The 24,023-nt window shown below is 46.3% G+C and carries 22 protein-coding genes and 12 tRNA genes; 20 read left to right on the forward strand and 14 right to left on the reverse strand.

Annotated features, from left to right (window positions below):
* Positions 1–37 precede the first annotated feature (37 nt).
* Complete coding sequence (epmB, locus tag J4N43_RS01070; RefSeq protein WP_053307395.1) at positions 38–1,060, reverse strand: EF-P beta-lysylation protein EpmB; 1,023 nt, start codon at positions 1,058–1,060, stop codon at positions 38–40.
* 32 nt (positions 1,061–1,092) lie between these two features.
* Between epmB and efp the strand changes: the two genes are divergently transcribed.
* Both efp and J4N43_RS01080 read left to right on the forward strand, forming a co-directional pair.
* Positions 1,093–1,659: an elongation factor P gene (efp, locus tag J4N43_RS01075; protein WP_005381500.1), complete on the forward strand. Its 567-nt coding sequence runs from the start codon at positions 1,093–1,095 to the stop codon at positions 1,657–1,659.
* A 266-nt stretch (positions 1,660–1,925) separates the two neighbouring features.
* Positions 1,926–3,329, forward strand: a complete 1,404-nt coding sequence (locus J4N43_RS01080; RefSeq protein WP_005386397.1) for an SPFH domain-containing protein — start codon at positions 1,926–1,928, stop codon at positions 3,327–3,329.
* Positions 3,330–3,430: 101 nt separating this feature from the next.
* Here the strand turns inward: J4N43_RS01080 and frdD are convergent, their stop codons facing one another.
* From frdD to frdA, 4 genes are read right to left on the reverse strand one after another with little or no spacing between them, the layout of a single operon-like run.
* Entirely contained in the window at positions 3,431–3,808 is a 378-nt protein-coding gene (gene frdD / locus J4N43_RS01085) for a fumarate reductase subunit FrdD (RefSeq protein WP_005381493.1), read from the reverse strand.
* Positions 3,809–3,819: 11 nt separating this feature from the next.
* Positions 3,820–4,203, reverse strand: coding sequence for a fumarate reductase subunit FrdC (frdC, locus tag J4N43_RS01090; RefSeq protein ID WP_005381491.1), 384 nt, complete (start codon positions 4,201–4,203; stop codon positions 3,820–3,822).
* A 2-nt stretch (positions 4,204–4,205) separates the two neighbouring features.
* Positions 4,206–4,964, reverse strand: a complete 759-nt coding sequence (locus J4N43_RS01095) for a succinate dehydrogenase/fumarate reductase iron-sulfur subunit (protein WP_005381489.1) — start codon at positions 4,962–4,964, stop codon at positions 4,206–4,208.
* On the reverse strand, positions 4,964–6,763 hold the full coding sequence (frdA, locus tag J4N43_RS01100; RefSeq protein WP_053350698.1) for a fumarate reductase (quinol) flavoprotein subunit: 1,800 nt from the start codon (positions 6,761–6,763) through the stop codon (positions 4,964–4,966). The genes J4N43_RS01095 and frdA overlap by 1 nt, the downstream gene beginning before the upstream one ends.
* 435 nt (positions 6,764–7,198) lie before the next feature.
* Here frdA and epmA point away from each other — a divergent pair, with 435 nt between their 5' ends.
* The 4 genes from epmA (at position 7,199) to J4N43_RS01120 (ending at position 10,312) form a co-directional block, all read left to right on the forward strand.
* Positions 7,199–8,170: an elongation factor P--(R)-beta-lysine ligase gene (gene epmA / locus J4N43_RS01105; protein WP_053350699.1), complete on the forward strand. Its 972-nt coding sequence runs from the start codon at positions 7,199–7,201 to the stop codon at positions 8,168–8,170.
* A gap of 9 nt (positions 8,171–8,179) precedes the next feature.
* On the forward strand, positions 8,180–8,554 hold the full coding sequence (locus J4N43_RS01110; RefSeq protein WP_017635567.1) for a VanZ family protein: 375 nt from the start codon (positions 8,180–8,182) through the stop codon (positions 8,552–8,554).
* A 21-nt stretch (positions 8,555–8,575) separates the two neighbouring features.
* Positions 8,576–9,211, forward strand: a complete 636-nt coding sequence (locus J4N43_RS01115; RefSeq protein ID WP_005381480.1) for a TetR/AcrR family transcriptional regulator — start codon at positions 8,576–8,578, stop codon at positions 9,209–9,211.
* A gap of 144 nt (positions 9,212–9,355) precedes the next feature.
* Positions 9,356–10,312, forward strand: coding sequence for an acetyltransferase (locus J4N43_RS01120; protein ID WP_053350700.1), 957 nt, complete (start codon positions 9,356–9,358; stop codon positions 10,310–10,312).
* A gap of 73 nt (positions 10,313–10,385) precedes the next feature.
* On the opposite strand, the gene J4N43_RS01125 is transcribed toward J4N43_RS01120, so the two are convergent.
* The 5 genes from J4N43_RS01125 to J4N43_RS01145 all read right to left on the reverse strand — a co-directional run bounded on the left by J4N43_RS01125 (position 10,386) and on the right by J4N43_RS01145 (position 14,834).
* Entirely contained in the window at positions 10,386–11,531 is a 1,146-nt protein-coding gene (locus tag J4N43_RS01125; RefSeq protein WP_005381476.1) for a murein hydrolase activator EnvC family protein, read from the reverse strand.
* A 27-nt stretch (positions 11,532–11,558) separates the two neighbouring features.
* The gene (cysE, locus tag J4N43_RS01130) at positions 11,559–12,380 is read right to left on the reverse strand and encodes a serine O-acetyltransferase (RefSeq protein WP_005381475.1); all 822 of its coding nucleotides are present in this window, start codon (positions 12,378–12,380) and stop codon (positions 11,559–11,561) included.
* A gap of 78 nt (positions 12,381–12,458) precedes the next feature.
* A complete protein-coding gene (gpsA, locus tag J4N43_RS01135; RefSeq protein ID WP_053303032.1) occupies positions 12,459–13,496 on the reverse strand; it encodes an NAD(P)H-dependent glycerol-3-phosphate dehydrogenase in 1,038 nt (345 codons plus the stop codon).
* A 195-nt stretch (positions 13,497–13,691) separates the two neighbouring features.
* On the reverse strand, positions 13,692–14,156 hold the full coding sequence (gene secB, locus J4N43_RS01140) for a protein-export chaperone SecB (RefSeq protein WP_005386410.1): 465 nt from the start codon (positions 14,154–14,156) through the stop codon (positions 13,692–13,694).
* Positions 14,157–14,399: 243 nt separating this feature from the next.
* Positions 14,400–14,834 carry a rhodanese-like domain-containing protein gene (locus J4N43_RS01145; RefSeq protein WP_005386415.1) on the reverse strand — a complete coding sequence of 145 codons (435 nt, stop codon included), beginning with the start codon at positions 14,832–14,834 and terminating at the stop codon, positions 14,400–14,402.
* A 547-nt stretch (positions 14,835–15,381) separates the two neighbouring features.
* Here J4N43_RS01145 and gpmM point away from each other — a divergent pair.
* Complete coding sequence (gene gpmM / locus J4N43_RS01150; RefSeq protein ID WP_005386416.1) at positions 15,382–16,914, forward strand: 2,3-bisphosphoglycerate-independent phosphoglycerate mutase; 1,533 nt, start codon at positions 15,382–15,384, stop codon at positions 16,912–16,914.
* 82 nt (positions 16,915–16,996) lie between these two features.
* Here gpmM and J4N43_RS01155 read toward each other — a convergent pair whose 3' ends face one another.
* From J4N43_RS01155 to rsgA, 4 genes are all read right to left on the reverse strand, one after another.
* The gene (locus tag J4N43_RS01155) at positions 16,997–17,884 is read right to left on the reverse strand and encodes a DMT family transporter (protein WP_005386417.1); all 888 of its coding nucleotides are present in this window, start codon (positions 17,882–17,884) and stop codon (positions 16,997–16,999) included.
* Between the two features lie 132 nt (positions 17,885–18,016).
* Positions 18,017–19,432 (reverse strand): SLC13 family permease, encoded by a 1,416-nt coding sequence (locus J4N43_RS01160; protein ID WP_158159511.1) that lies wholly within the window; start codon positions 19,430–19,432, stop codon positions 18,017–18,019.
* A 166-nt stretch (positions 19,433–19,598) separates the two neighbouring features.
* Positions 19,599–20,456 carry an archaetidylserine decarboxylase gene (asd, locus tag J4N43_RS01165; protein WP_054575296.1) on the reverse strand — a complete coding sequence of 286 codons (858 nt, stop codon included), beginning with the start codon at positions 20,454–20,456 and terminating at the stop codon, positions 19,599–19,601.
* A 116-nt stretch (positions 20,457–20,572) separates the two neighbouring features.
* Complete coding sequence (gene rsgA / locus J4N43_RS01170) at positions 20,573–21,637, reverse strand: small ribosomal subunit biogenesis GTPase RsgA (protein WP_005386419.1); 1,065 nt, start codon at positions 21,635–21,637, stop codon at positions 20,573–20,575.
* 129 nt (positions 21,638–21,766) lie between these two features.
* On the opposite strand from rsgA, the gene orn reads away from it, so the two are divergent.
* The 13 genes from orn to J4N43_RS01235 all read left to right on the forward strand — a co-directional run bounded on the left by orn (position 21,767) and on the right by J4N43_RS01235 (position 23,747).
* Complete coding sequence (orn, locus tag J4N43_RS01175) at positions 21,767–22,312, forward strand: oligoribonuclease (protein WP_017635574.1); 546 nt, start codon at positions 21,767–21,769, stop codon at positions 22,310–22,312.
* A gap of 156 nt (positions 22,313–22,468) precedes the next feature.
* Positions 22,469–22,544, forward strand: a tRNA-Gly gene (locus J4N43_RS01180).
* Between the two features lie 42 nt (positions 22,545–22,586).
* Positions 22,587–22,663, forward strand: a tRNA-Met gene (locus tag J4N43_RS01185).
* 2 nt (positions 22,664–22,665) lie between these two features.
* Positions 22,666–22,741, forward strand: a tRNA-Gly gene (locus J4N43_RS01190).
* 42 nt (positions 22,742–22,783) lie between these two features.
* Positions 22,784–22,860: transfer RNA gene (locus J4N43_RS01195), tRNA-Met, on the forward strand.
* Between the two features lie 2 nt (positions 22,861–22,862).
* A tRNA-Gly gene (locus J4N43_RS01200) sits at positions 22,863–22,938 on the forward strand.
* 42 nt (positions 22,939–22,980) lie between these two features.
* A tRNA-Met gene (locus tag J4N43_RS01205) sits at positions 22,981–23,057 on the forward strand.
* A gap of 30 nt (positions 23,058–23,087) precedes the next feature.
* Positions 23,088–23,163 (forward strand) — tRNA-Gly (locus J4N43_RS01210).
* Positions 23,164–23,205: 42 nt separating this feature from the next.
* Positions 23,206–23,282, forward strand: a tRNA-Met gene (locus tag J4N43_RS01215).
* Positions 23,283–23,312: 30 nt separating this feature from the next.
* Positions 23,313–23,388, forward strand: a tRNA-Gly gene (locus tag J4N43_RS01220).
* Between the two features lie 36 nt (positions 23,389–23,424).
* Positions 23,425–23,500, forward strand: a tRNA-Gly gene (locus tag J4N43_RS01225).
* A 36-nt stretch (positions 23,501–23,536) separates the two neighbouring features.
* Positions 23,537–23,612, forward strand: a tRNA-Gly gene (locus J4N43_RS01230).
* Between the two features lie 58 nt (positions 23,613–23,670).
* A tRNA-Met gene (locus J4N43_RS01235) sits at positions 23,671–23,747 on the forward strand.
* The last annotated feature ends 276 nt before the right edge of the window (positions 23,748–24,023 follow it).

Here is a 24,023-nt window from a genome sequence, read left to right on the forward strand (position 1 = left end):
ATCAATCTAGACGACAAATTTAATTGAGTGTCAGAGCTTATTCTAAATGCAAATCCAACGGCGTTTTACTTGGCCTGCCACCAACTTCTCGTGTGAGTTTTGGTACCAGATAACCCGATACACGCGTGATGAGTCCGCGCATAATAGCTTTCGCTTCTTCGTCCGAAATAAAGTAGTGCGCTGCGCCTTGCACCTTATCAAGAACGTGGAGGTAATAAGGCAAGATACCCGCGTCAAATAAGGCCTCACTTAACGCCACTTGAGCTTCTACCGAATCATTCACGCCTTTCAGCAGAACGCCTTGGTTTAGAAGCGTAACGCCCGCTCTTTTGAGCTTGAACATCTGTTCAGCAAATTCGTCATTGATTTCGTTGGCATGGTTGATGTGAGTGACGAGGATGATTTGTAACCTTGATGCTTGCAGAAGTTGGCATAGTTCATCAGTGACTCGAGCTGGAATCACCACAGGTAAACGGCTATGAATACGCAGACGTTTGATGTGAGGAATGTGAGCAATGTGCTCTAAAAGCCAATGAATCTCATCGTCTTTTGCCATTAATGGATCACCACCTGAGAAGATGACTTCGTTCAACTCTGGTTGTTGTGCCATGTACTCTAAGCACTTGGTCCAGGCTTGTTTCCCGCTTTTGTTCTCTTGATAAGGGAAGTGACGACGAAAACAGTAACGGCAATTTACCGCGCAGCCACCTTTGACAATCATCAGGGCGCGGTTGCGATACTTGTGTAGCAGGCCAGGGACTTCATTGTCCTGCTCTTCCAATGGATCATTGGAGTAACCCGGATGCACCTCAAATTCGTCGCTCAGTGGTAAAACCTGACGTAAAAGAGGGTCTTTAGGGTTGCCTTTCTCCATCCTATCGACAAAACTTTGCGGTACACGCTGTGCAAACAGCTTGCGCGCGGCAAACCCGTCTTGCCACGGTGAAGGATCAATTTCCAGTATTTCGAGCAATTTTGCAGGATCAGAGATCCCATTCGCCAACTGTTTGAGCCAGTTTTGCTCAACAGATTCGACTTTTCGGGTTATTATGTGCGGCATTGAATTTAGCTCTAAGAATGTAAGAGGAAAAAATGGCTACAGTTAGCACCAATGAATTTAAAGGCGGTCTTAAGTTAATGCTTGATAACGAGCCTTGTGTAATTCTGGAAAACGAATACGTTAAACCAGGTAAAGGCCAAGCGTTCAACCGTGTTAAAATTCGTAAACTTCTTTCTGGTAAAGTGCTAGAGAAAACATTCAAGTCTGGTGACACTTGTGAAGTGGCAGACGTAATGGATATCGACCTAGATTATCTATATTCAGACGGCGAATTCTACCACTTTATGAACAGTGAAACGTTTGAACAGATCGCAGCGGATGCAAAAGCGGTAGGTGAAAACGCTAAGTGGTTGGTAGAAAACAACACTTGTATGATCACTCTTTGGAACGGTAACCCAATTACTGTTACTCCACCAAACTTCGTTGAGCTAGAAGTTGTAGACACAGACCCAGGCCTGAAAGGTGATACTCAAGGTACTGGCGGTAAACCAGCGACGCTATCAACTGGCGCTGTTGTTCGTGTTCCTCTGTTCATCTCAATTGGTGAAGTGATTCGCGTAGATACTCGTACTGCTGAATACGTAGGTCGTGTGAAGTAAGCACTTTATATGATTGTTAGAAAGGTCGCTTCGGCGGCCTTTTTTATTGCCTGTGATTCTTCTCTTTTAATCCCTCTGCGTAAAACATCGATATCCTCCGCAAATTTTTGATGATTTTGTATTATTCGTAAAAATCTTATTTATTCCATGAATCTGTCGATTATTCCTTAATGTAACATTTTGATACATTAGTACTTGTCGCTGAGTTGCATAGCAATCTGATTTTTATCGATTTAACTCAGTAACAATCCAAAAAGGAGAACAAAATGGAAAGCAGAGGTTTAGGAAGGGGTTTAAAGGTGGAAGAAAGACGTCAGTTACTACATAAAGGATTAAAAGCAGCCGTATTTGGCGTACCGCTGTTGGCAATAGGCTTAACGATTAATAGCTCGGTGCTGATGACCGATGCGGGTTACAGCTACGTGCATCAGAATAATATTACTGGTGAGTTGGATGTGTTTACTGAACCTGGCATTCATTTTCGCATGCCATTTCTGTCCAAAATCACCAAGTATGACCAAGTGATCACCGTGTCATTCGGTAACAGCAAGGGCGAAGATTTTTATCAACGCCTTGATGCGATTCAGGTTCGATTTGCCGACACCTATATTGGTCAGATCCCCGTAACATTCCGCTTTAAGCTCAGTAATGATCCTGAAGCGGTGAAGAAGATGCACAAAGAGTTCCGCAACAACAGTAACTTGATCGATGCGCTGCTTGTAAAGAACGCACGTAACGTAACGGTGATTACCGCGACCCAATACACGGGTGAAGAGTTTTTCCAAGGTGGTTTGAACCAGTTCAAATCGAAACTTGGCGATCAGTTACGAGAGGGGATTTATCTGACAGAGCGACGTCAGGTTGAAGTGGAAGAGTTGGATCTTGCGCCTGTTGGGGCGAATCAAGCCAATCCGAACCAATTACAGCGCACCAATCAACTGGTATGGAAAACTGTGCCAGTCGTAGACAAAACCGGGCAACCAATTCGTCAAGACAATCCGTTACAACAATACGGTATTCAAGTGACGCAGGTGACCATTGGTGACCCGCAGCCAGAAAAGCAATTAGATCAGTTATTGGCAGATAAAAAGCGTCTAGTGGCGGATCGTATTCGCGCGATTCAGGAACAAGAAACGTCGAAAGCACAGGCAGAGACCGAGCAGTTACGCAAAGAGATTCAACGAACACGTGAGGTGCAAGACGCTCAGCGTGGTAAAGAACTCGCAATTATTGCTCAGCAAAAAGAAGTGGAAGTTGCACGTCAGATTGCAGAGCGTGAAATCGTTGAAGTGGAAAAAACCAAACGACTTGCTGAAGTCGAGAAGGAGAAAGAGCTAGCTATCGCAGAGGCTAACTTAGCGATTCAAAAAGCGAACGCACTTTCTGCTGAGTTTGAAGCGAAAGCGATATTAGCGAAAGGTCGCGCAGAATCTGAAGTCCTTAAAGGTAAGTATGCGGCGTTAGGAGCAAACCGTGAAGTTTACTTGGCAGAATTGAATCGAGACGTAGCGAACTCGCTGTACAACAATTTGCAAAACTTCCAAGTTCAGATGCCACAAAATTACATTGGTGGAAGTGACGAAACGGGCTTGAAAACAAACCTAGATGTGATTACTGGCTTTGGTGCTCTGGGTCTTATGGACCAGACAAAGAAGGTCGCACAGCAATAAGATCATGGGTGGTCAAAAGCTTAAAAAGCAAAAAGATCATAGGTAACCCAAAGCAATAAAAAAGCTGGCATTTAGCCAGCTTTTTCTTTTTGGTCAGTCTCTTAAATCATGAAGATAAAGATAACTGCTAGTGCAGTGATGAGGCCTGCAAATGCATAGCATGCAATTTTACCAATCACACCAGTGTGGAATTTAAGGTCGTGCATGCCGTGGTGTACACGGTGCATTGCGTGCCACATTGGCAATGCTAGCGTGCCAATGATAAATAGCGCACCGATGATGCTGGTTGCGAATGCAGAGACACGCTCGTAGCTCATCGCTTCTGCGTCAATCACGCCTAGTGGTACCAAGATACCTAGCACAAGAACAGTGATTGGCGTGATCATCGCGAACCAAGTACCGCCTGCGCCAAACAGACCCCACCAGATTGGCTCATCAGAACGTTTTGGTGATGTGTTTACACTATAATTCGGTTTCATTGCTCAGCTCCTTACACCACGATGAGAACGATCAGTGAGATGAACGCAACAGCGGCCCACTGAGTCAATACGATGATCTTCTTGTCCACTGGTTTGCCTTTCAAACGAATTGGCATTACTTGTGGCATCATGCTGAAGAAAGTTTGAGCGTGGAATAGGCTACCGAGTAGTGCAACGATGTTGATTGCGACTACGATTGGGTTCGCCATGAACGCTAACCAACCTTGCCATGCTTCAGGACCTTTCACCAAGCAACCTAAACCGAAAGTTAGGAACAGAGTGAATAGAATTAACGGAAGCACCGTCGCTTCACGTAGCATGTAGAAGCGGTAGAAAGGATGGTTCTTCCACCAAGTGCGTTTTACTTCACGAACGTAAGGTTTACGATTGCTCATCCTTATGCCTCCACTTTCTTTGGTGAACCATCAGGTTTCAACATAGCAATCACGAAGTCCATAGAAGACTCCACTTTGCCTTGGTTTACAGCCGCTGCTGGGTCAACGTTCTTCGGACAAACTTCAGAACAGTAACCAACAAAGGTACAACCCCAAGCACCGTTTTCACCGTTGATAAGCTTCATGCGCTCATCTTTACCGTTGTCACGGCTGTCTAGGTTGTAGCGGTGGGCTAGCGTTAGTGCTGCAGGACCGATGAACTCTGGGTTAAGACCAAACTGAGGACATGCGGCATAGCACAGACCACAGTTGATACAGCCAGCGAACTGCTTGTATTTCGCCATCTGTTCTGGCGTTTGCAAGTTCGTACCGTCTTCTGGTTTACGGTCGTTACCAATGATGTATGGTTTGATTGCTTCAAGACGTTCGATAAACGGTGTCATATCAACAATCAAGTCTTTCTCGATTGGGAAGTTTGCTAGAGGCTCGATAGTCACGCCGTCAGGGTAGTCACGTAGGAAGCTCTTACAAGCAAGTTTCGGTACGTTGTTCACCATGATGCCGCAAGAACCACAGATCGCCATACGGCAAGACCAACGGTAAGACAGATCTTTGTCTAGGTGATCTTTGATGTAGCCAAGTGCGTCAAGCACAGACATGGTTTCATCGAATGGTACTTCGAATGTTTGCTTGTATGGTTCTGCATCTTTTTCTGGGTCGTAACGCAGGATGTCTACTTTTTGAATGCGATTTGCTGACATTATGCTTGCTCCTCTGCGTTCTTCTCTTCAGCCGCTGCTTTTTCTGCTGCTTCACCGTATAGACGAGCTTTTGGTTGTGACTTAGTGATGGTCACATTGCTGTAATCGATACTTGGTGCTGACTCTGGCTTGTAGAAAGCAAGTGAGTGTTTTAGGAAGTTCACGTCATCACGCTCTGTACAACCATCGTCTAGACGTTGGTGCGCGCCGCGCGACTCTTTACGTAGAATCGCAGAGTGAACCATCGCTTCTGCGACTTCTAGGCCGTAACCCACTTCGATTGCGTATAGAAGGTCTGTGTTGAACACTTTACCTTTGTCTTTGATGCTGATGCGTTTGTAGCGTTCTTTCAACTCAGTGATTTTGTCGATAGTCGCTTGCATCAAATCTTCTTGGCGGTATATACCACAGCCCGCTTCCATGGTGTGGCCCATTTCTGTGCGTATTTCTGCCCAGTTTTCGTCGCCTTCTTGGTTCATCAGTTTCGCGATGCGCTCTTCAACGGCTTTGACTTGCGCGTCAATTGCCGCGTCGTTCCAGCCTTTGAATTCTGCTGCGCGTTTCACTGCACTTTCACCCGCTACGCGGCCAAATACCACGAACTCAGCCAGTGAGTTAGAACCTAGACGGTTTGCACCGTGAAGACCAACAGACGCACATTCACCCACCGCGAATAGGCCTTTAATGCGAGTTTCACAACCGCCGTCCGTTTCAATACCACCCATGGTGTAGTGAACGGTTGGACGAATTGGAATTGGCTCTTTTGCAGGGTCCACGTTTACGTAAGCTTTTGCTAGCTCACAGATGAACGGTAGACGCTCTTGTAGGTACTCTTCACCAAGATGGCGAAGGTCTAGGTGCACCACGTCACCCAGTGGGTGTTTGATGGTGTTGCCTTTCTGTTGTTCGTGCCAGAAAGCTTGAGAAACTTTGTCACGAGGACCCAGTTCCATGTATTTGTTCTTCGGTTGGCCAACTGGAGTTTCAGGACCCATGCCGTAATCTTGTAGGTAACGGTAGCCATTCTTGTTAACGATGATACCGCCTTCACCACGACAACCTTCCGTCATCAGGATACCTGTACCAGGAAGACCGGTTGGGTGGTATTGAACGAATTCCATATCACGTAGAGGAACGCCGTGACGGTAAGCCATTGCCATACCATCGCCCGTTACGATACCGCCGTTGGTGTTACAGTGGTAAACACGGCCCGCGCCACCTGTTGCTAGAACAACCGATTTTGCTTTGATAGTAACAAGCTCGCCTTCAGACATGTGAATAGCAATCAGACCTTGAACTTCGCCTTCATCAACAAGCAGATCCACCACAAAGTACTCATCAAAACGTTTGATGTTGCTGTACTTCATTGATGTCTGGAATAGCGTATGAAGCATGTGGAAGCCAGTTTTGTCTGCAGCGAACCAAGTACGTTCAACCTTCATACCACCAAAGCGGCGTACGTTGACTTCACCGTTCTCTTTACGACTCCATGGGCAACCCCATTGCTCCATTTGGATCATTTCGCGAGTCGCGTTCTCTACAAAGTATTCAACAACATCCTGTTCACATAGCCAGTCACCACCGCCAACAGTGTCGTTGAAGTGGTTGTCTAAGCTATCTTCATCCTTGATAACTGCTGCTGAGCCACCCTCTGCAGCGACCGTGTGGGAGCGCATTGGATAAACTTTAGAAATCAGAGCGACTTCTAAGTCTGGGTTTGCTTCAGCCGCTGCAATAGCAGTACGAAGACCAGCGCCGCCTGCGCCGATGACTGCGATATCTGTGGTGATAATTTGCACAGTTATCCTCCAGTGTGTGATTGCGGAAATCCGCTTGTTATTGTCATTACGAGGCGCTCCTTAAAAAGAACTCCCCAAAAGTAGTAGGGTTAGTGTAGATGAGCCACATGGCAGAAAAATTGATGTAATTGGGTTTTTGCTTCGGTAATGCACTTAAGGGCATAGAATTTATAGGTTATGTGACTGCTATCACGGCATCGAGGTTTTGGCCCTCAAGCATTAACATTAGGGATGTTAAACCCGTGTTGCGTGACATTAACCGCATGGATAATAGGATTTTAACTGAGTGTTTTTTGTTCTGCGGCACGAGTAATGCTTGCCTCAAATTTGCGAGCACATTAGTAAAAAGAAGAAGGGATATTCCTCTCTTCTTGAAGAGTAAAAAGCATGTAGAATGAGACTTTCCTCGCTGAATTAAAGTTTGAGAGACTTGTTATGCAAACCAACTGGCAACCTACTGCTTCCATTGACCAACTTCGTCAACGTGCGACGTTAATCGCGTCGATTCGACAATTCTTCGCTGACCGACAGGTGATGGAAGTCGATACGCCAGCCATGAGTCACGCAACCGTGACTGACATTCATTTGCATACTTTCCAAACCGAGTTTGTTGGCCCAGGCTATGCCGATGGCAGTAAGCTGTTTTTTATGACCAGCCCAGAGTTCCATATGAAGCGCCTTTTGGCTGCGGGCAGCGGTTGTATTTATCAAATCAACAAAGCATTTCGTAATGAAGAGAATGGTCGCTACCACAACCCTGAATTCACGATGTTGGAGTGGTATCGCGTTGGCTTTGACCATCATAAATTGATGGATGAAATGGATGACCTGTTGCAGCTGGTATTGAAGTGTGGCGCAGCGCAGCGCATGACGTATCAGCAAGCCTTCATTGATGTGTTGGGTATGTGTCCACTGGAAGGCTCGATGACTGAGCTGAAAGCGGCGGCAAGCAAGCTGGGTTTGAGTGACATTGCTGAGCCAGAAGAAGATCGCGATACGCTGCTGCAACTACTATTTAGCGTGGGAGTAGAAAACAAAATTGGTCAGGACGTGCCGGCTTTTGTGTACGACTTCCCTGCATCACAGGCGGCGCTTGCGAAAATCAATCCTCAAGATCATCGCGTCGCGGATCGTTTTGAAGTGTACTTTAAGGGGATAGAGCTGGCGAACGGATTTCATGAACTGGATAACCCGAAAGAGCAATTAGCGCGCTTTGAACAAGATAACGCAAAGCGTATCGAAATGGGTTTAAAACCACAGCCGATCGATTATCATCTGATCTCTGCACTGGAAGCAGGGTTGCCAGATTGTGCAGGGGTCGCGTTGGGTATCGAGCGTTTGATCATGCTGGCGCTAGGCTGTGACCACATTGATCAAGTGACGGCCTTTCCATTTCCAATTGCATAAGGACGTCCAATGAACCTGACGGCTGCTCGTTTCGTCATCTTTAGCTACGCCATATTGATCGCTTTTTTATCTCTGAGTTCAGGTGAACTGCAAGACTGGGGCAATATCGCGTATCTCGACAAAATGCAGCACGCTATGGCGTATAGCGGCTTTGCGTTTTTAGGTTGTTTTTGTGTGTGGCGTTGGCGTCAACGTTGGGCGGTGGCGATTAGTATTTTGCTATTCAGCGCCGTTATTGAGTGGTTGCAAGGGTATGTAGGGCGACAAACTTCTTGGTTAGACCTTGTCGCCAACTCAACTGGCATCTTAACTGGTCTGTTATGTTACCGTATTTGGAGCCTCTATCGACCTAGGTTGGTGAAGTCGCTATACTCGATTCGTTAATGAAGAGGGAACACGATAACAATGAAAACGCGCGACAAAATCGTCTACGCGGCACTGGAGTTGTTCAACCAACATGGTGAGCGAAACATCACCACCAATCACATTGCCGATCACATCGAAATTAGCCCTGGTAATCTGTATTACCACTTCCGCAATAAGCAAGAAATCGTTCGTGAGATCTTTGCGCTTTATTCAGCAGAACTTTTAGAAAGATTTACCCCTATTCAAGGTTCGCAAGAGAGCCTTACTATGCTGAAGAGCTACCTAGACTCTATTTTTACCTTGATGTGGAAATACCGCTTTTTCTACGCAAACTTACCAGAAATCTTGTCACGAGATGAACAGCTACACGAACAGTACATCGATGTGCAAGAGAAGCTGCAAGCGAACCTCATTGCTATTATGCAAGAGTTCGTAACGATGAAGCTGTTGAATGTCGATCAACAACAGTTGAAGTCACTGGTATGTACATTGCACTTGATTGCGTGTAGTTGGTTGGCGTATCAATCTGCGATGGCTTCAAAAACCAACATTACTGAGCAAATGGTGAAGCAAGGGATGTTGCAGATGCTTAATGTCGTTAAGCCATTAGCAACTGAGCAGGGCTTAGAGCAGCTACTGTTATTAGAAGATGCGGTTAGCAATCTACACAGTTAAACGTCAAACTGCTTAATATTTCGAGAGTCACTCTCATTTTCGAGTCGTGGCTCGAGTTGACTTGTCAAATATGCCACGCACAATAGTCCCATACGCTAAAAACCCTTGCTGGGATAAGATTCTCGATAAAGGAACTATCGCCCCATGAATTACGACATTTTTAATGGTGATGCCGATGGCATCATTGCTCTTCTACAATTGCGTTTGGCTGATCCTGTCGATGCCCAGTTAATAACCGGTGTAAAGCGCGACATCAAGCTGGTGGAAAAAGTAGACGTGCAAGCGGGTGATGAGCTGACTGTGTTAGACATTTCGATGGAAAAGAACATGGCAGGTCTAGAGCAAGCTTTGGCTCAAGGCGCGCACGTCTTTTACGCCGATCATCACAAAGCGGGCGACATTCCTCAGCATGGTAATTTGGATGTGCACATCGATCTCGATGCCAACATGTGCACGGCGTTGATTGTCGATAAGTTGCTTGATGGGCGTTTTCATGACTGGGCGATTACGGCGGCTTATGGCGATAACATGATTGCTAAAGCCGATGAGCTAGCGAATAACGCGGGCTTGTCGCAGCAACAGAAAGAGCAGCTAAAAGAGCTGGGTACTTTAATTAACTACAACGGCTACGGAACGAAGGTCGAAGATTTACACTTTCACCCTGCGGAGCTGTACCGAGCTTTGCTGAAGTACACGTCACCATTTGAAGCTATTGAAGATACGGCCTCGCCATACTACCAATTGCAATCGGCTTACCAACAAGACATGGAGGCGGCTCTCGCAGTGCCTGCCATGCATGAGAGCGGTAAGCTGAAGTTGTTTGAGTTACCAAACACGGCGGCATCACGCCGAATCAGTGGTGTTTATGGCAACTGGCTAGCAAACCAAACCCCTGACTCTGCGCATGCGGTACTTACTGAAAATTCAGATGGGACTTATACGGTTTCACTCCGTGCCCCATTAAACAATAAACAAGGTGCCGTTGCCGTGTGTGGTCAGTTCCCGACAGGTGGGGGGCGAGAGGCGGCGGCAGGAATCAACGCGTTAAGCAAAGATGATGTGAATGCTTTTATTGATGCGGTAGAAACCTACTACGCATAGCGTTTTCCAAAACATGAATACAACAAAGGAGCCGAGTGGCTCCTTTTTTATGACAAGTCAATAAGTCAGATAATCAGCGCTTTAACCAAGATTTCGGATTCTGCGCTTCACTATTACGACGAATTTCGAAGTACAGCGATGGCCTGTCTTGACCGCCCGTATCACCCGCGAGAGCAATCACTTCGCCTGCGGTGACTCGGTCGCCTTCTTTTTTAGTTAAGGCTTGGTTGTAACCATAGAGGGTCATGTCACCTTTGCCGTGGTCGAGCAGTACCACTAAACCGTATCCGCGCAGATACTCCGCAAATACGACAGTTCCGGGATAAACGGCTTTCACTTGTTGACCATAGTTGGCAGACAGCACCATGCCCTTCCAGTTTACCTGCCCGGTTTGTCGCGTACCAAAGTTGTGTAACACACTGCCTTTGAGTGGCCAAGGCAACTTACCGCGCTGTTTGCCGAGTCCGTCCATTGGCACCGCATTACGCTTCGCTGCTTTGGCGATCTCTGCTTTTAAACGGGTTTCGTTGCGTTGCAGCTCGGCTAAGTAGCGTTTGTCATTCTTGATACTGCTCTGAATTTTATTCAGGGTTTGCTTACGCTTGGATTGTGTACTCGCTAGCGCTGTACGTTTTTCGGATTGCTGCTTGAGCAGAGTCTCGATTTGCTCTTTTTCTAGCTCGAGTTGGTTTTTGTTGTGCGCTAATTCTTGGGTTATTTTGGTGATCGCATCAATCACTTCAGCACGTGCTTTAGCTAAATGCTGGAAGTATTGGCTCATGCGGTCTTCTTCCACACCTTGATTTAACAAGTGACCATTGGCTTTCGCTCGCTCGGTTACGTAATACGTTTGCAGTAGCTGTTTGAGTTCTTCTTCTTGCTCTTGACGCTGTGCTTCTTGCAAGGCAATTTTCTCTTCCAGGTTTTCTATGTTTTTGTCTGCTTGTGCGAGGTTAGACTTGGTTTGTCGTATTTCACGCTCAAGCTTAGAAATACCAAGCTCTTGATCTTTTAGTGATTTCTGTAACTCATTGAGCTGCTTTTCTTGGGAAGAGAGCGATTTGCGCTGACGGCTTATCTCACTGGATACGCCTTTGAGCTCTTGCTGACTCACAGCAGAGGAGGTAATGGGATAAGTGGCAGATAAAGCACAAGTTAATAAAATAGCCGAGCGTAGAACAGGGTGATTTTGTTTTCGCACTTGAGAGTTACCTACCACGTTGTTGTCAAAAAGGTTTGTTGACGATTAAATACCATCTCCATGGATAAAGCTTTGCGACTTGCCGTTAAAGCCTTGATCCATATCGAGAGAGGGTTTGTCCGTTTTTGGACGTCCGACGATTTTTGCAGGCACGCCAGCCACCGTTGTGTGAGGAGGCACGGCTTGCAATACCACAGAGCAAGATCCGATTTTCGCGCCTTCACCGACTTCGATATTGCCAAGAATCTTTGCACCAGCTCCGATCATTACGCCTTCGCGAATTTTCGGGTGACGATCACCGCATTCTTTACCAGTACCACCAAGGGTGACATCTTGCAGTATAGACACGTCGTTTTCGACCACGGCAGTTTCACCAATCACGATGCCTGTTGCATGGTCGAGCATGATACCACTACCAATGCGTGCTGCAGGGTGAATATCGACCTGACATGCTACCGAAATCTGATTTTGTAGGTAAGTCGCAAGAGCGTGACGACCTTGCTTCCACAGCCAGTTTGCTACTCGGTAGCCTTGCAGTGCGTGATAGCCTTTTAGGTACAGCAATGGCATTGAGTACATTGAAACAGCAGGGTCGCGATTGACCGTGGCACAAATATCACAAGCCGCGCCGTCAGTGATGGTTGGATCAGCCGCAAAGGCTTCTTCAACCACTTCACGCACAGCCATCGCTGGCATGGAAGCGGTGTTCAATTTGTTAGCCAGAATATAACTCAGAGCGGCACACAAACTTTCATGCTTGATAATGGTGGCATGATAGAAGCTCGCCAGCATAGGCTCTTGTTCTGACATTTCACGGGCTTCTGAGACAATTTTGTTCCAGACTTTTTGTTTTTCGCAGTGTTTCATTCTCAATATCCAGAGTGGTTCTTCCGTGACCCGACAACTTCAATTTTTCTCAGATGAGCTGCAAAGGGCGGTAGATTGCTACTTTCCTTCGGCTTTTTTGTCACGAGCAAGTAAATCTTGCGCTGCTAAGCGCGCATCTTTTCCTTGATACAATACTTGATAAATTTGATCAACTATCGGCATCTCAACACCCATACGTTGAGAAAGTAGCCATACTTCTTTTGTATTGCGGTAACCCTCAACCACTTGGCCAATTTCTTCTTGAGCCGTATCAACGTTTTTACCTTGGCCTAATGCCAAGCCAAAGCGTCGGTTACGTGATTGGTTATCGGTACATGTCAGGACAAGATCGCCTAAACCTGCCATGCCCATAAAGGTTTCTGGCTGTGCACCCAGCGCAGCACCAAGGCGACTCATTTCAGCCAAGCCACGAGTAATTAATGCAGTACGGGCGTTGGCGCCAAAACCAATACCATCAGACATACCCGCACCAATCGCAATAACGTTTTTCACAGCGCCGCCCAATTGCATACCAATAAAGTCACTATTGGCATATACGCGGAAGGTTTTGCTACAGTGGATTTTTTCTTGTAGATCCGCAACAAATTCAGAATCTGGAGACGCAACCGAAATTGCAGTCGGCATACCCATTGCGAGCTCTTTCGCAAACGTTGGGCCAGACAATACTGCTAGTGAGTAGTTTTCACCGATAATGTCATAAGCAACGTCTTTAAGTAGGCGCCCCGTTTCAGGTTCAAGCCCTTTGGTTGCCCAACAGATGCGAGAGTCTTCGCGCAAGAATGGTTTACAGCTGTTTAGCACGATGCCAAAGACATGGCTTGGAACCACAACCAACAAATCTCGGCTTGCTTGAACGGCTTTTTCTAAATCCGATTCAATGATCAAGCTTTCAGGGAAATCAACACCTGGTAAGAAGGCATGGTTAGCTCGGTCTGCTTCTAGGCGAGCCATGTGCTCTGGCTCGTGTCCCCAAAGGACAACGTTCGCGCCGTTACGAGCGAGTGAGATTGCCAAAGAGGTGCCGTATGAGCCTGCGCCAATCACAGTCATTGCGATGTCTTTACCGTAAGCATTGTTTGTATTTGCTTGTGTCATGCTACCGCCTAATTGTCTTGCTACTAGTAGAATCTAGTTCCTAATCGTCAAATTTTACGCCTTCTGGCGATTAGGAACTAGGAACTTTTGTCAGAAATAAAAAATGCACATTGCATCGGATGGTAGACGCTCTGTGCATTTTATTTGAGTCGGTGACGTCAGCACTGTGGCTATTCGTCACTTATAAAACGTGAATTACGCTTCAGCTTCGCCTTGTTGAGCTTGCTGTTGTAGGTAGTTCATGAATAGCGCGTCAAAGTTTACTGGCGCTAGGTTCAGTTGAGGGAACGTACCTTTAACGACTAGGCTTGAGATAGTTTCACGAGCGTATGGGAATAGGATGTTCGGGCAGAATGCGCCTAGGCAATGTGCAAGTTGACCAGCTTCCATTTGTTCAGCAGTGAAGATACCACCTTGTTGAACTTCACATAGGAACGCAGTCTCTTCTTCGTTCTTCACAGTAACGGTTAGGCGTAGAACAACTTCGTAAACGCCTTCACCAAGCTCACGGCTTTGAGTGTCTAGGTCTAGTTTAACGTCTGGGTTCCACTCTTTCTGGAAAATTACTGGAGAGTTCGGCGCTTCAAAAGAAACGTCTTTTAGGAAGATGCGTTGAATTGCGAAGTTTTGTTGTGCGTCTTGAGGTGCTGCTTCAGCCATTTTTTAATCCTTAAATCAATATTTGTTGAGCCTAGAAACGTCTAAGCTCAGAAAACTGGTATGTCCTGAGACTAACTGAGCCAATCTACCTTGACTAGATGAAGCGTGTATTACGTGCAAAGCGTCACAACTTAGTGCTCCAACTGCTTTCAATTTGCTCAGTTTTTTGTCCGCGAGGCTTGGTAAAATCGCGTTTAAACGCGAACTTTCGTTCTTGCCACGTTCCTACTTCTTGCCACGTTCCTACTTCTTACCGCGAACTAACGGCAGGTTCGCTTCGTTCCACGCAATCAAACCATTTTTTAGTAGGCTCACGTTTTCGAAGCCAGCTTTTACTAGTAGGTTTGCGCTTTCTTGAGCGGTCTGTCCTGTCTTACATACCACAATGATTGGGTCTGATTTGTGGTTTTCAAGGCTACCCAAGTTACCCGCTTTGATGTCTGACGGTAAAATGTGAAGTGAGTCGGTGATATGACCTTTTTTGAACTCGTCTTTGGTACGGATATCCACTACAACGCCGTTTTCACGGTTCATAAGATGAGTCAGTTGGTTTACGTTGATTTCTTTGTATGCGGCTGTCGCTGATTTCACGATGTTCATGATAAAGGCGACAAGAAGACCTACCCAAACCAAAGATAGAATCATGTTCTGTTGGAAAAATTCAATGTACTCTTGCATGTCTTGAGCTCTTACGCTGTTGGCGGAAAAATAAAGCAGGAGTATAGCGAGGTTACGGCTCTTAGGCGAGAGGGTTAAAATTTTCTAACGAATAATTGAGATCTCTATAAACCCGTTATGCCCTTACTATCCGTACATTTCGCTCTGGTAGCTTGATTGCTTTGGCCTATTGGACTTATCGGTTTAAGTGACTTCTGTTTTACTGAGAAAAGAGAACAATAGGTATTAACCCATCTTGTTTGATGTTGCTTTAAATTAGCACTGTTTCAAGTGCAAAAATAAGAATGAGAAGCGTAAGAAAACCGAACTTAGACTGGGGTGTACAAAGCGTATTAGAAATGACTATGCTTGTGGAACACGTTTGTCGGCACTGACTCGTTGTTCGCTTAACTTGTAAGATAGCAACAATAAATCGCAAACATTATTTGATCTTAACCTACAGTTTTGGTTAAAAAGTGTAGTAAAATTACGCTAGTTTTGTTTCAAGGTTAGATAGGGCAGCGAGGCCCTACGCCAAAAGTTACTTAAATTTGATGAGGTCATCACTATGTCAGCTAAGAAGCCACTGGCTCTAGTTATCCTTGACGGTTACGGTTACCGTGAAGACACAGCAAGTAACGCAATTGCGAATGCGAAAACACCAGTAATGGATGCTCTGATTGCGAATAACCCACACACATTAATCTCTGCTTCAGGCATGGATGTTGGCCTTCCTGATGGTCAAATGGGTAACTCTGAAGTTGGTCACACTAACATTGGTGCAGGCCGCGTTGTATACCAAGACCTGACTCGTATCACTAAATCAATTGCGGATGGTGAGTTCGAACAAACGCCTGCGCTAGTTGAAGCAATCGACTCTGCTGTGAAAGCTGAAAAAGCAGTACACATCATGGGCCTGATGTCTCCAGGCGGTGTTCACTCTCACGAAGACCACATTTACGCTGCAGTTGAAATGGCAGCGGCGCGTGGCGCAGAGAAAATCTACCTACACTGCTTCCTAGACGGCCGTGACACACCACCACGTAGTGCTGAAAACTCACTACAACGTTTCCAAGACCTATTTGCGAAACTAGGTAAAGGCCGCGTTGCTTCTCTAGTAGGTCGTTACTACGCAATGGACCGTGACAACAATTGGGATCGCGTCCAAGTTGCTTACGATCTTCTAACTCAAGCTAAAGCTGAGTTCACAGCAGAAACGGCAGTTGCAGGTCTAGAAGCGGCTTACGCTCGTGAAGAAAACGACGAATTCGTTAAAGCAACAGCTATCAAAGCGGAAGGTCAAGAAGACGCAATCATGCAAGATGGTGATGCGGTTATCTTCATGAACTACCGTGCTGACCGTGCACGTCAAATCACTCGTGCATTCGTTCCTGCGTTTGACGGCTTTGAGCGTGCAGTATTCCCAGCAATCAACTTTGTGATGCTGACTCAATACGCGGCTGATATCCCTCTAGCTATCGCATTCCCACCTGCGTCTCTAGAAAACACTTACGGTGAGTGGCTATCTAAACAAGGTCAAACTCAGCTACGTATCTCTGAAACAGAGAAATACGCACACGTGACTTTCTTCTTCAACGGTGGTGTTGAGAACGAATTCGAAGGCGAAGAGCGTCAGTTGGTTGCTTCTCCAAAAGTTGCAACGTACGACATGCAGCCTGAAATGAGCTCTCCAGAACTAACAGAGAAGATGGTTGCGGCTATCAAATCAGGTAAGTTCGATACCATCATCTGTAACTACCCGAATGCAGATATGGTTGGTCACACTGGCGTTTATGAAGCGGCTGAGAAAGCAATCGAAGCTCTAGATGAAAGCGTGGGTAAAGTGGTTGAAGCAATCAAAGAAGTTGGCGGTCAACTATTGATCACTGCGGACCACGGTAACGCAGAAATGATGATCGACCCTGAAACTGGCGGCATCCACACTGCTCACACTAACCTACCAGTGCCTCTAATCTATGTAGGTGACAAAGCGGTTGAATTCAAAGAAGGCGGTAAACTGTCTGACCTTGCACCAACCATGCTTTCTCTAGCTGGTCTAGAAATCCCAGCAGAAATGACGGGTGAAGTATTAGTTAAATAGTTAACTAACGGCTCAGCATGACAAAAGCCCGAGTTTAAACTCGGGCTTTTTTGTATCTGGCAGTAAGGACTGGTCTGCAAGGTTACTGAACCAATATGCCCGCACCAATCACAGCTAGGGCTGCGCCCAACCATGCAAATCGGTTTGGTCGGCGTTTGGTGTAAATCCAGAGCAGTGGTAGCAACATAATTGGCGTGGTTGAAGATAGAAGGGCAACCATACCTACATTTCCTTCTTGCAGTGCGTATAAGATTAGCGTCATGCCGACGGCCATCGCCAAGAAACCATTAAGCGCAGTAATACCAAATATGCGCCAAGTAATGTGTTGCGTCGAGCGAGCGACTTTGACTCCTAGAATTAACAACATGCTGTGGGCGAAAAAGGCACTGATCATTCGAATAGCAGAAGCCGCAACTGGGTCAATACTGGTTTGCATTACTGGCTTGGCGATGATGCCGCCCAATGCTTGGCACATTGCTGCGGTTAAGCCAAGTCCAATGCCCACCCAGATGTTACCTTTAATGTCTTCCAAGACGTTATTCACTTGACCTCTTCGGCCAAAGAATATCGCCATCACCACGCCGCTAAATACCAATGATGCGCCCAGTAGTTCTATTGTGGTCATGACTTCGCTAAATAAGAAGTAGCCCAAGATGGCAGAGAACACGGCGTGGCAAGAGAAGAGTAACCCGGCTTGTCTTGGCCCCATACGATTCAAACACGCGAATAGAGCGGTATCGCCAATAAAAATACCAATCAGTCCTGAGGCCATCATTGGCGTTACATGTTCCCAAGAAACCGTTAACCAGCCGCCAGTTATCCACGCCATAGTTGATAAGATCACGGCTGTGCAGCCCATACGCCAGCGGCTGTAAGAAAATGCGCCTAGGTGTTGTGCAGGAATGACCGAAATTAGGCTAGAAACTGCCCACAGAAAAGCGGCGCATAAAGCAAGCCATTCGTAACCCATGATGTGTCGACGTCCTTGTAGAGTAGAGGAGTCTTAATATGCACGAAATTTATGGGATGTAAAAGCCGCTCTGTAAGGGCAGTAGCTGGAGAGCAGCTCCATGACAACACGCTTTTTCATGGAGCTCTTCGATTAAAACAGTACCAAAACTGCGCCATACACGATAAGTAGACCAATCAAACCGAGAATCAGGCCTACTTTCGCCATGTCTTTGCTCTCGATGAGGCCTGTTGAATAAGCCAAAGAGTTTGGTGGTGTGGAAACCGGTAAGATCATGCCAAGTGATGCGGAGAAGGCTACGACAACCAGTAAACCTTGTAGGCCGCCAACCGCAATAAGGCTTGGCATGGATGTACCAATAGCGGCAGCAATAGGCATCAATAAGTTTGCCGTTGCGGTATTAGACATAAAGTTCGCCATTAACCAGCACACTACCGATAGGGCTAAAACAACGGCAAATGGTGATAGCAGGCTGTAATCAATGGCGTGCGCTAATGCTTCGGCTAAGCCCGTTTTGTCTAAGGCAATGCCAATTGCTATACCACCGGCAACTAGCCATAAAACATCCCAGTTAATCAGCTTGAGCTCTTCTTTTCCCATAATGCCCGTTAACGTGAACACTGCTAGTGGGATAATCGCGACAACGTATGTATTCATGCCATGCACTTTCGTTGTCATCCAAAGCAAAATGGTTAGTGCAAAAGTGATGTAGACGACGATCGCACGCCAGCTCCTTTTGAATGTACCATCTAGCTTTAGTTTCATTTCTGGTTCGCTAGACGGAAACAGCTTTTGCAACAAGAGCCAAGCTACAGTGAGTTGTACCAACACAAAGGGTAGACCCATTGTCATCCACGATAGGAAGTCTATCGCGTTTTCCCCAGTGAGATATTGAAGCGCTATCGCATTAGGTGGCGTGCCTATCGGAGTCGCAATGCCGCCTGTATTCGCGGCAATTGGAATACACAACACCAGTGCTTTAATGCCTAAATCCCCTTTAGGTGCTGAAGCGACGATGGGGCCAAGCAGGGCTAGCATCATCACGGTCGTGGCAGTATTGGACATAAACATTGAAAAAACGGCGGTAATTAACATCAAGCCCAGCATTATGAACTTAGGTTGTGTGCCGAATGGTTTTAATAGAACTCGGGCGAGGTTGTTGTCGAGCTCGTATTTGGAAGCCGCAATCGCGAGAGCAAAACCACCCATAAAAAGAATAATGATCGGTGAAGAGAAGGCCGAGAAAATATCGGTGTAAGCAATTAACTCTCCTAAATCATGCCCCGCTGGTGGATTGCGAAATAGATGCAAACCTTTATCCGATATCATGATCAGTTCAAGAGCGATAATAAGAATGGACGTAGCAAAAACGGGAACCGGCTCGAGAACCCAAAGTAGAGCAGCAAGAAGAAAAATAGCCAACAGGCGATGCTGAATTAAAGTGAGATCGTCAATAGGAATAGCATCGATCGGCATCATCAAAACACCGAGCGGAATTAAAAAGCACACCAGCAATTTCGCCAACGTGTTTACACTCATCTTTGGCATTGGCTGCCCCTCTAAATATTCATTCTAAGCGCAGGATAATTGATTGTGGAATGAGGGTCTTAGAGGCAGGTATGAGTTTGAGAAATAGAGGCTAAATTTCGAACGGAGTTTTGCTTTTTATCAATAAAAAGAGCCCTTAATAAAGGGCTCTTTAACGGTGTTTTACTTATTTTTTCAAGGCGTAAGGTGTGCCCATAACGGTTGGCTTACCGTTTTCCATGCTTGCGTCAAACTCAATCGCGTCTTTGGCAAACAGGTTAATAACAGTAGAACCCAGTTTGAAGCGGCCCATCTCTTCGCCTTTTTTCAAGATCACGGCCTTGTCACCCTCTGCTGGGTAATTCCATTTGTAGACAGTGTTTCCACGAGGCGGAGTGATCGTGCCAGCCCATACTTGCTCAATGCTACCAACAATTGTCGCACCAACAAGCACCTGTGCCATTGGACCAAACTCAGTATCGAAGATACACACCACACGCTCGTTACGTGCAAATAGGTTCGGTACGTTTTCTGCTGTCAGAGGGTTTACTGAGAACAGGTCACCTGGTACGTAAATCATTTGGCGCAGAGTGCCGTCACATGGCATGTGTACACGGTGGTAATCGCTCGGAGATAGGTACAATGTTGCAAAAGAACCATCTTTAAATTCGTCCGCTAAATTCGCGTCACCGCCCAGCAATTCTTGTGCTGAGAAGTGATGACCTTTTGCTTGGATAAGTTGACCATCTTCAATAGGGCCAAACTGGCTAACACAAGCGTCGGCTGGATGAGTGATGACGTTTTCGCCTTCAGAAATTGGGCGTGCGCCTTCTTTTAGCTCACGAACGAAAAACTCGTTGAACGTTTTAAAATGCTTAGGATCTGAGTGCTTTGCCTCATCCATATTCACATTGTATTGTTTGATAAACCAACGAATAACTGCTGTTGTTAGACCGCCAGCTTTTGCTGAAGCCAGTTTACCCATTAGGCGAGTGAGGCCGTGTTGTGGGATCCAGTACTGCAGTCCAACTTTAAACTTGTCCATCTTTAATTCCGATACTTCTGTTAGATTCGCGCTTTAGGGCGCGTGATGTTACTGAAATTTAATTTGCTTGTCAGTATTAGGTGAAGACTTTTTACACAGTTACAGCCTTAACTCAATTACAGATCGGCTTTTTTATTACGTGAATACTGACGATTTGCTTTATTTTCAACCATGCTTTCCAAAATGCGATGATAGTTTTCAAAGCGAGTTTCGTTAATTTCCCCGTTCTCGACAGCTTCACGTAGAAGGCAGCCTGGGTCATCATTGTGTTTACAATCTCGGAACTTGCAACCGCCTAAATATGGTCGAAATTCAACGAATGCTTTTGTTACTTCTTCTGCTTCCAAATGCCAAAGACCAAATTCACGTACTCCAGGTGAGTCGATCAAATCGCCACCCGTTGGAATGTGGTATAAACGTGCAGCCGTCGTGGTGTGTTGGCCCAAGCCAGAGTTCTCAGAGACTTCACCTTCTTCCACTTCGCTCTCTAGTTCCGGCATTAACGCATTGACTAAGCTGGATTTCCCTACGCCTGATTGACCAACAAAGATATTAATTCGATCACGCAGTAGGGTTTCTAGTTCAGCAATGCCTTCTCCAGACTTCTTGCTGACCAGAAGCACTTTATAGCCAATACGTTCATATTCTTTGAGCCATTCTTCATACATTGCACGGTCATCGGCTTCTAGAAGGTCGACCTTATTTAAGACCAACAATGGCGCAATATTCAGTGTTTCTGATGCAACGAGATAGCGGTCAATAATATTTAGCGATAGCTCTGGTAATACCGAAGAGACAATGACCATTTGATCAATATTGGCTGCAACGGGTTTTAGACCATCGTAATAATCTGGACGAGTGAGCACTGAAGAGCGAGGTTCTACCGCTTCAACAACACCAGAGATGCCCGCCATAGACTCCAATCCTTCGCGCCATAAAACACGATCGCCAGATACTAGAGACTCAATACCACGGCGGAGGTTACAGCGTTGAATTTCGCCTGTTTCAAGGTCTTCAATGTCCGCGTGCTGACCAAAACGAGTGATCACGAGACCTTGCTTGCTGGCGCCTAGCATGTTTTCATCCCACTGGATGGAATCTTCTTGCTTCTTCAAACGCTTTTGTTGGTTGCTACGTACGCGTCGCACCTGACCTTTGGTTAACTTTTTCTTCTTTGCCACAATTCTGTACTTTATGTGAATTTACTCAAATGGTTGAGCCGTACTCTTGGCTCCGTGTATGAGTATCGTGTTTCTCGTATTTTGAGGTATAGTACCTCTTTTATCGATAAACAAATAGGCGGCGTAACCATGTCCTTTAGCGATCAAAACCTAATTTGGGTTGATTTAGAGATGACAGGGCTTGATCCTGAAACGCACAAAATCATCGAAATTGCTTCTATTGTCACGGATAGCGAACTAAATATTTTGGCTGAAGGTCCAGTGTTAGCGATTCATCAGCCGGAAGAAGAACTGGCGAAAATGGACGACTGGTGTACTAATACGCATACGGCAAGCGGTTTGGTGGAGCGCGTTCGAAACAGTCAAATCTCAGAACAAGACGCAGTCGCACAAACCATTGAATTTTTAGAAAAATGGGTGCCAAAAGGGGCGTCGCCAATATGTGGTAACAGCATTGGGCAGGATCGCCGCTTTTTATACAAGCATATGCCTGAGTTGGAAGAGTTCTTCCATTACCGATATGTTGACGTTAGTACTCTTAAAGAACTAGCACGTCGCTGGCAACCTGAGGTGCTAAATGGGTTCACAAAACAGGGAACACATTTGGCCTTGGACGACATTCGTGAGTCCATCGCAGAACTTAAGTACTATCGAGGTACTATTTTCAAGATTTAACTGTTAAGGTTGCGATCCAAATTGTTGTAATTTATATCGCTTTTGATTGCTTTTTCGTCGTTCAGTAAAAAAATAAAGTTTTTTTGAAGGAAGGACTTGCATCACAAAAAAATGCTCTTATAATTCGCAGCCCTAAACAGCGGAAACGTTGTTGATGCGACACTAGCTCAGTTGGTAGAGCGCAACCTTGCCAAGGTTGAGGTCACGAGTTCGAACCTCGTGTGTCGCTCCAGTTTCATAGTTCTCACGGTACTTAACGGTGACACAATACGGACGCGGGGTGGAGCAGCATGGTAGCTCGTCGGGCTCATAACCCGAAGGTCGTCGGTTCAAATCCGGCCCCCGCAACCAATGCGACACTAGCTCAGTTGGTAGAGCGCAACCTTGCCAAGGTTGAGGTCACGAGTTCGAACCTCGTGTGTCGCTCCAGTTTTATAGTTCTCACGGTACTTAACGGTGACACAATACGGACGCGGGGTGGAGCAGCTTGGTAGCTCGTCGGGCTCATAACCCGAAGGTCGTCGGTTCAAATCCGGCCCCCGCAACCAATGCGACACTAGCTCAGTTGGTAGAGCGCAACCTTGCCAAGGTTGAGGTCACGAGTTCGAACCTCGTGTGTCGCTCCAGTTTTATAGTTCTCACGGTACTCAACGGTGACACAATACGGACGCGGGGTGGAGCAGCTTGGTAGCTCGTCGGGCTCATAACCCGAAGGTCGTCGGTTCAAATCCGGCCCCCGCAACCAAATTCCATTAATAGCTACTGCTGTTAATATGCGACACTAGCTCAGTTGGTAGAGCGCAACCTTGCCAAGGTTGAGGTCACGAGTTCGAACCTCGTGTGTCGCTCCAGTTATATAGTTCTCACGGTACTTAACGGTGACACAATACGGACGCGGGGTGGAGCAGCTTGGTAGCTCGTCGGGCTCATAACCCGAAGGTCGTCGGTTCAAATCCGGCCCCCGCAACCAAATTCCATTAATAGCGACTGCTGTTAATATGCGACACTAGCTCAGTTGGTAGAGCGCAACCTTGCCAAGGTTGAGGTCACGAGTTCGAACCTCGTGTGTCGCTCCAATATATAGACCTCATCGTGCTCAACGGTGACAAAATGCGACACTAGCTCAGTTGGTAGAGCGCAACCTTGCCAAGGTTGAGGTCACGAGTTCGAACCTCGTGTGTCGCTCCAATATATAGCCTTTATCGTGCTTAACGGTGACACAAGGCGACACTAGCTCAGTTGGTAGAGCGCAACCTTGCCAAGGTTGAGGTCACGAGTTCGAACCTCGTGTGTCGCTCCAGTTTCTTTTTATAAATGAAAGCAAAGCCTTCATCATCAACGAAGATGAAGCACTCGGACGCGGGGTGGAGCAGCTTGGTAGCTCGTCGGGCTCATAACCCGAAGGTCGTCGGTTCAAATCCGGCCCCCGCAACCAAATACAAGACGATAGATTGAGTACTTATTTAGTATACAATTGTTAAGTCGTCTACGGATGCGCCGCTTGATTCAACGCCTGCTTCTCGCAACCAATCACATCGCTCTTTTCATAATGCTGCGAAGCATGAATCCCCAAAAGCTAAACTTTTATCCGCATCATATGATGTCGGACGATTTCGTTTGTGTTTAAAACACGATATGAATCGGCTGACGTACAAGTATGATGAGGCTTCGCGTGTTTTATCTACTTTAATTAACAGAGTTATCCACATAC

The sequence above is a fragment of the Vibrio sp. SCSIO 43009 genome (assembly GCF_023716525.1).
Lineage (GTDB): Bacteria > Pseudomonadota > Gammaproteobacteria > Enterobacterales > Vibrionaceae > Vibrio > Vibrio alginolyticus.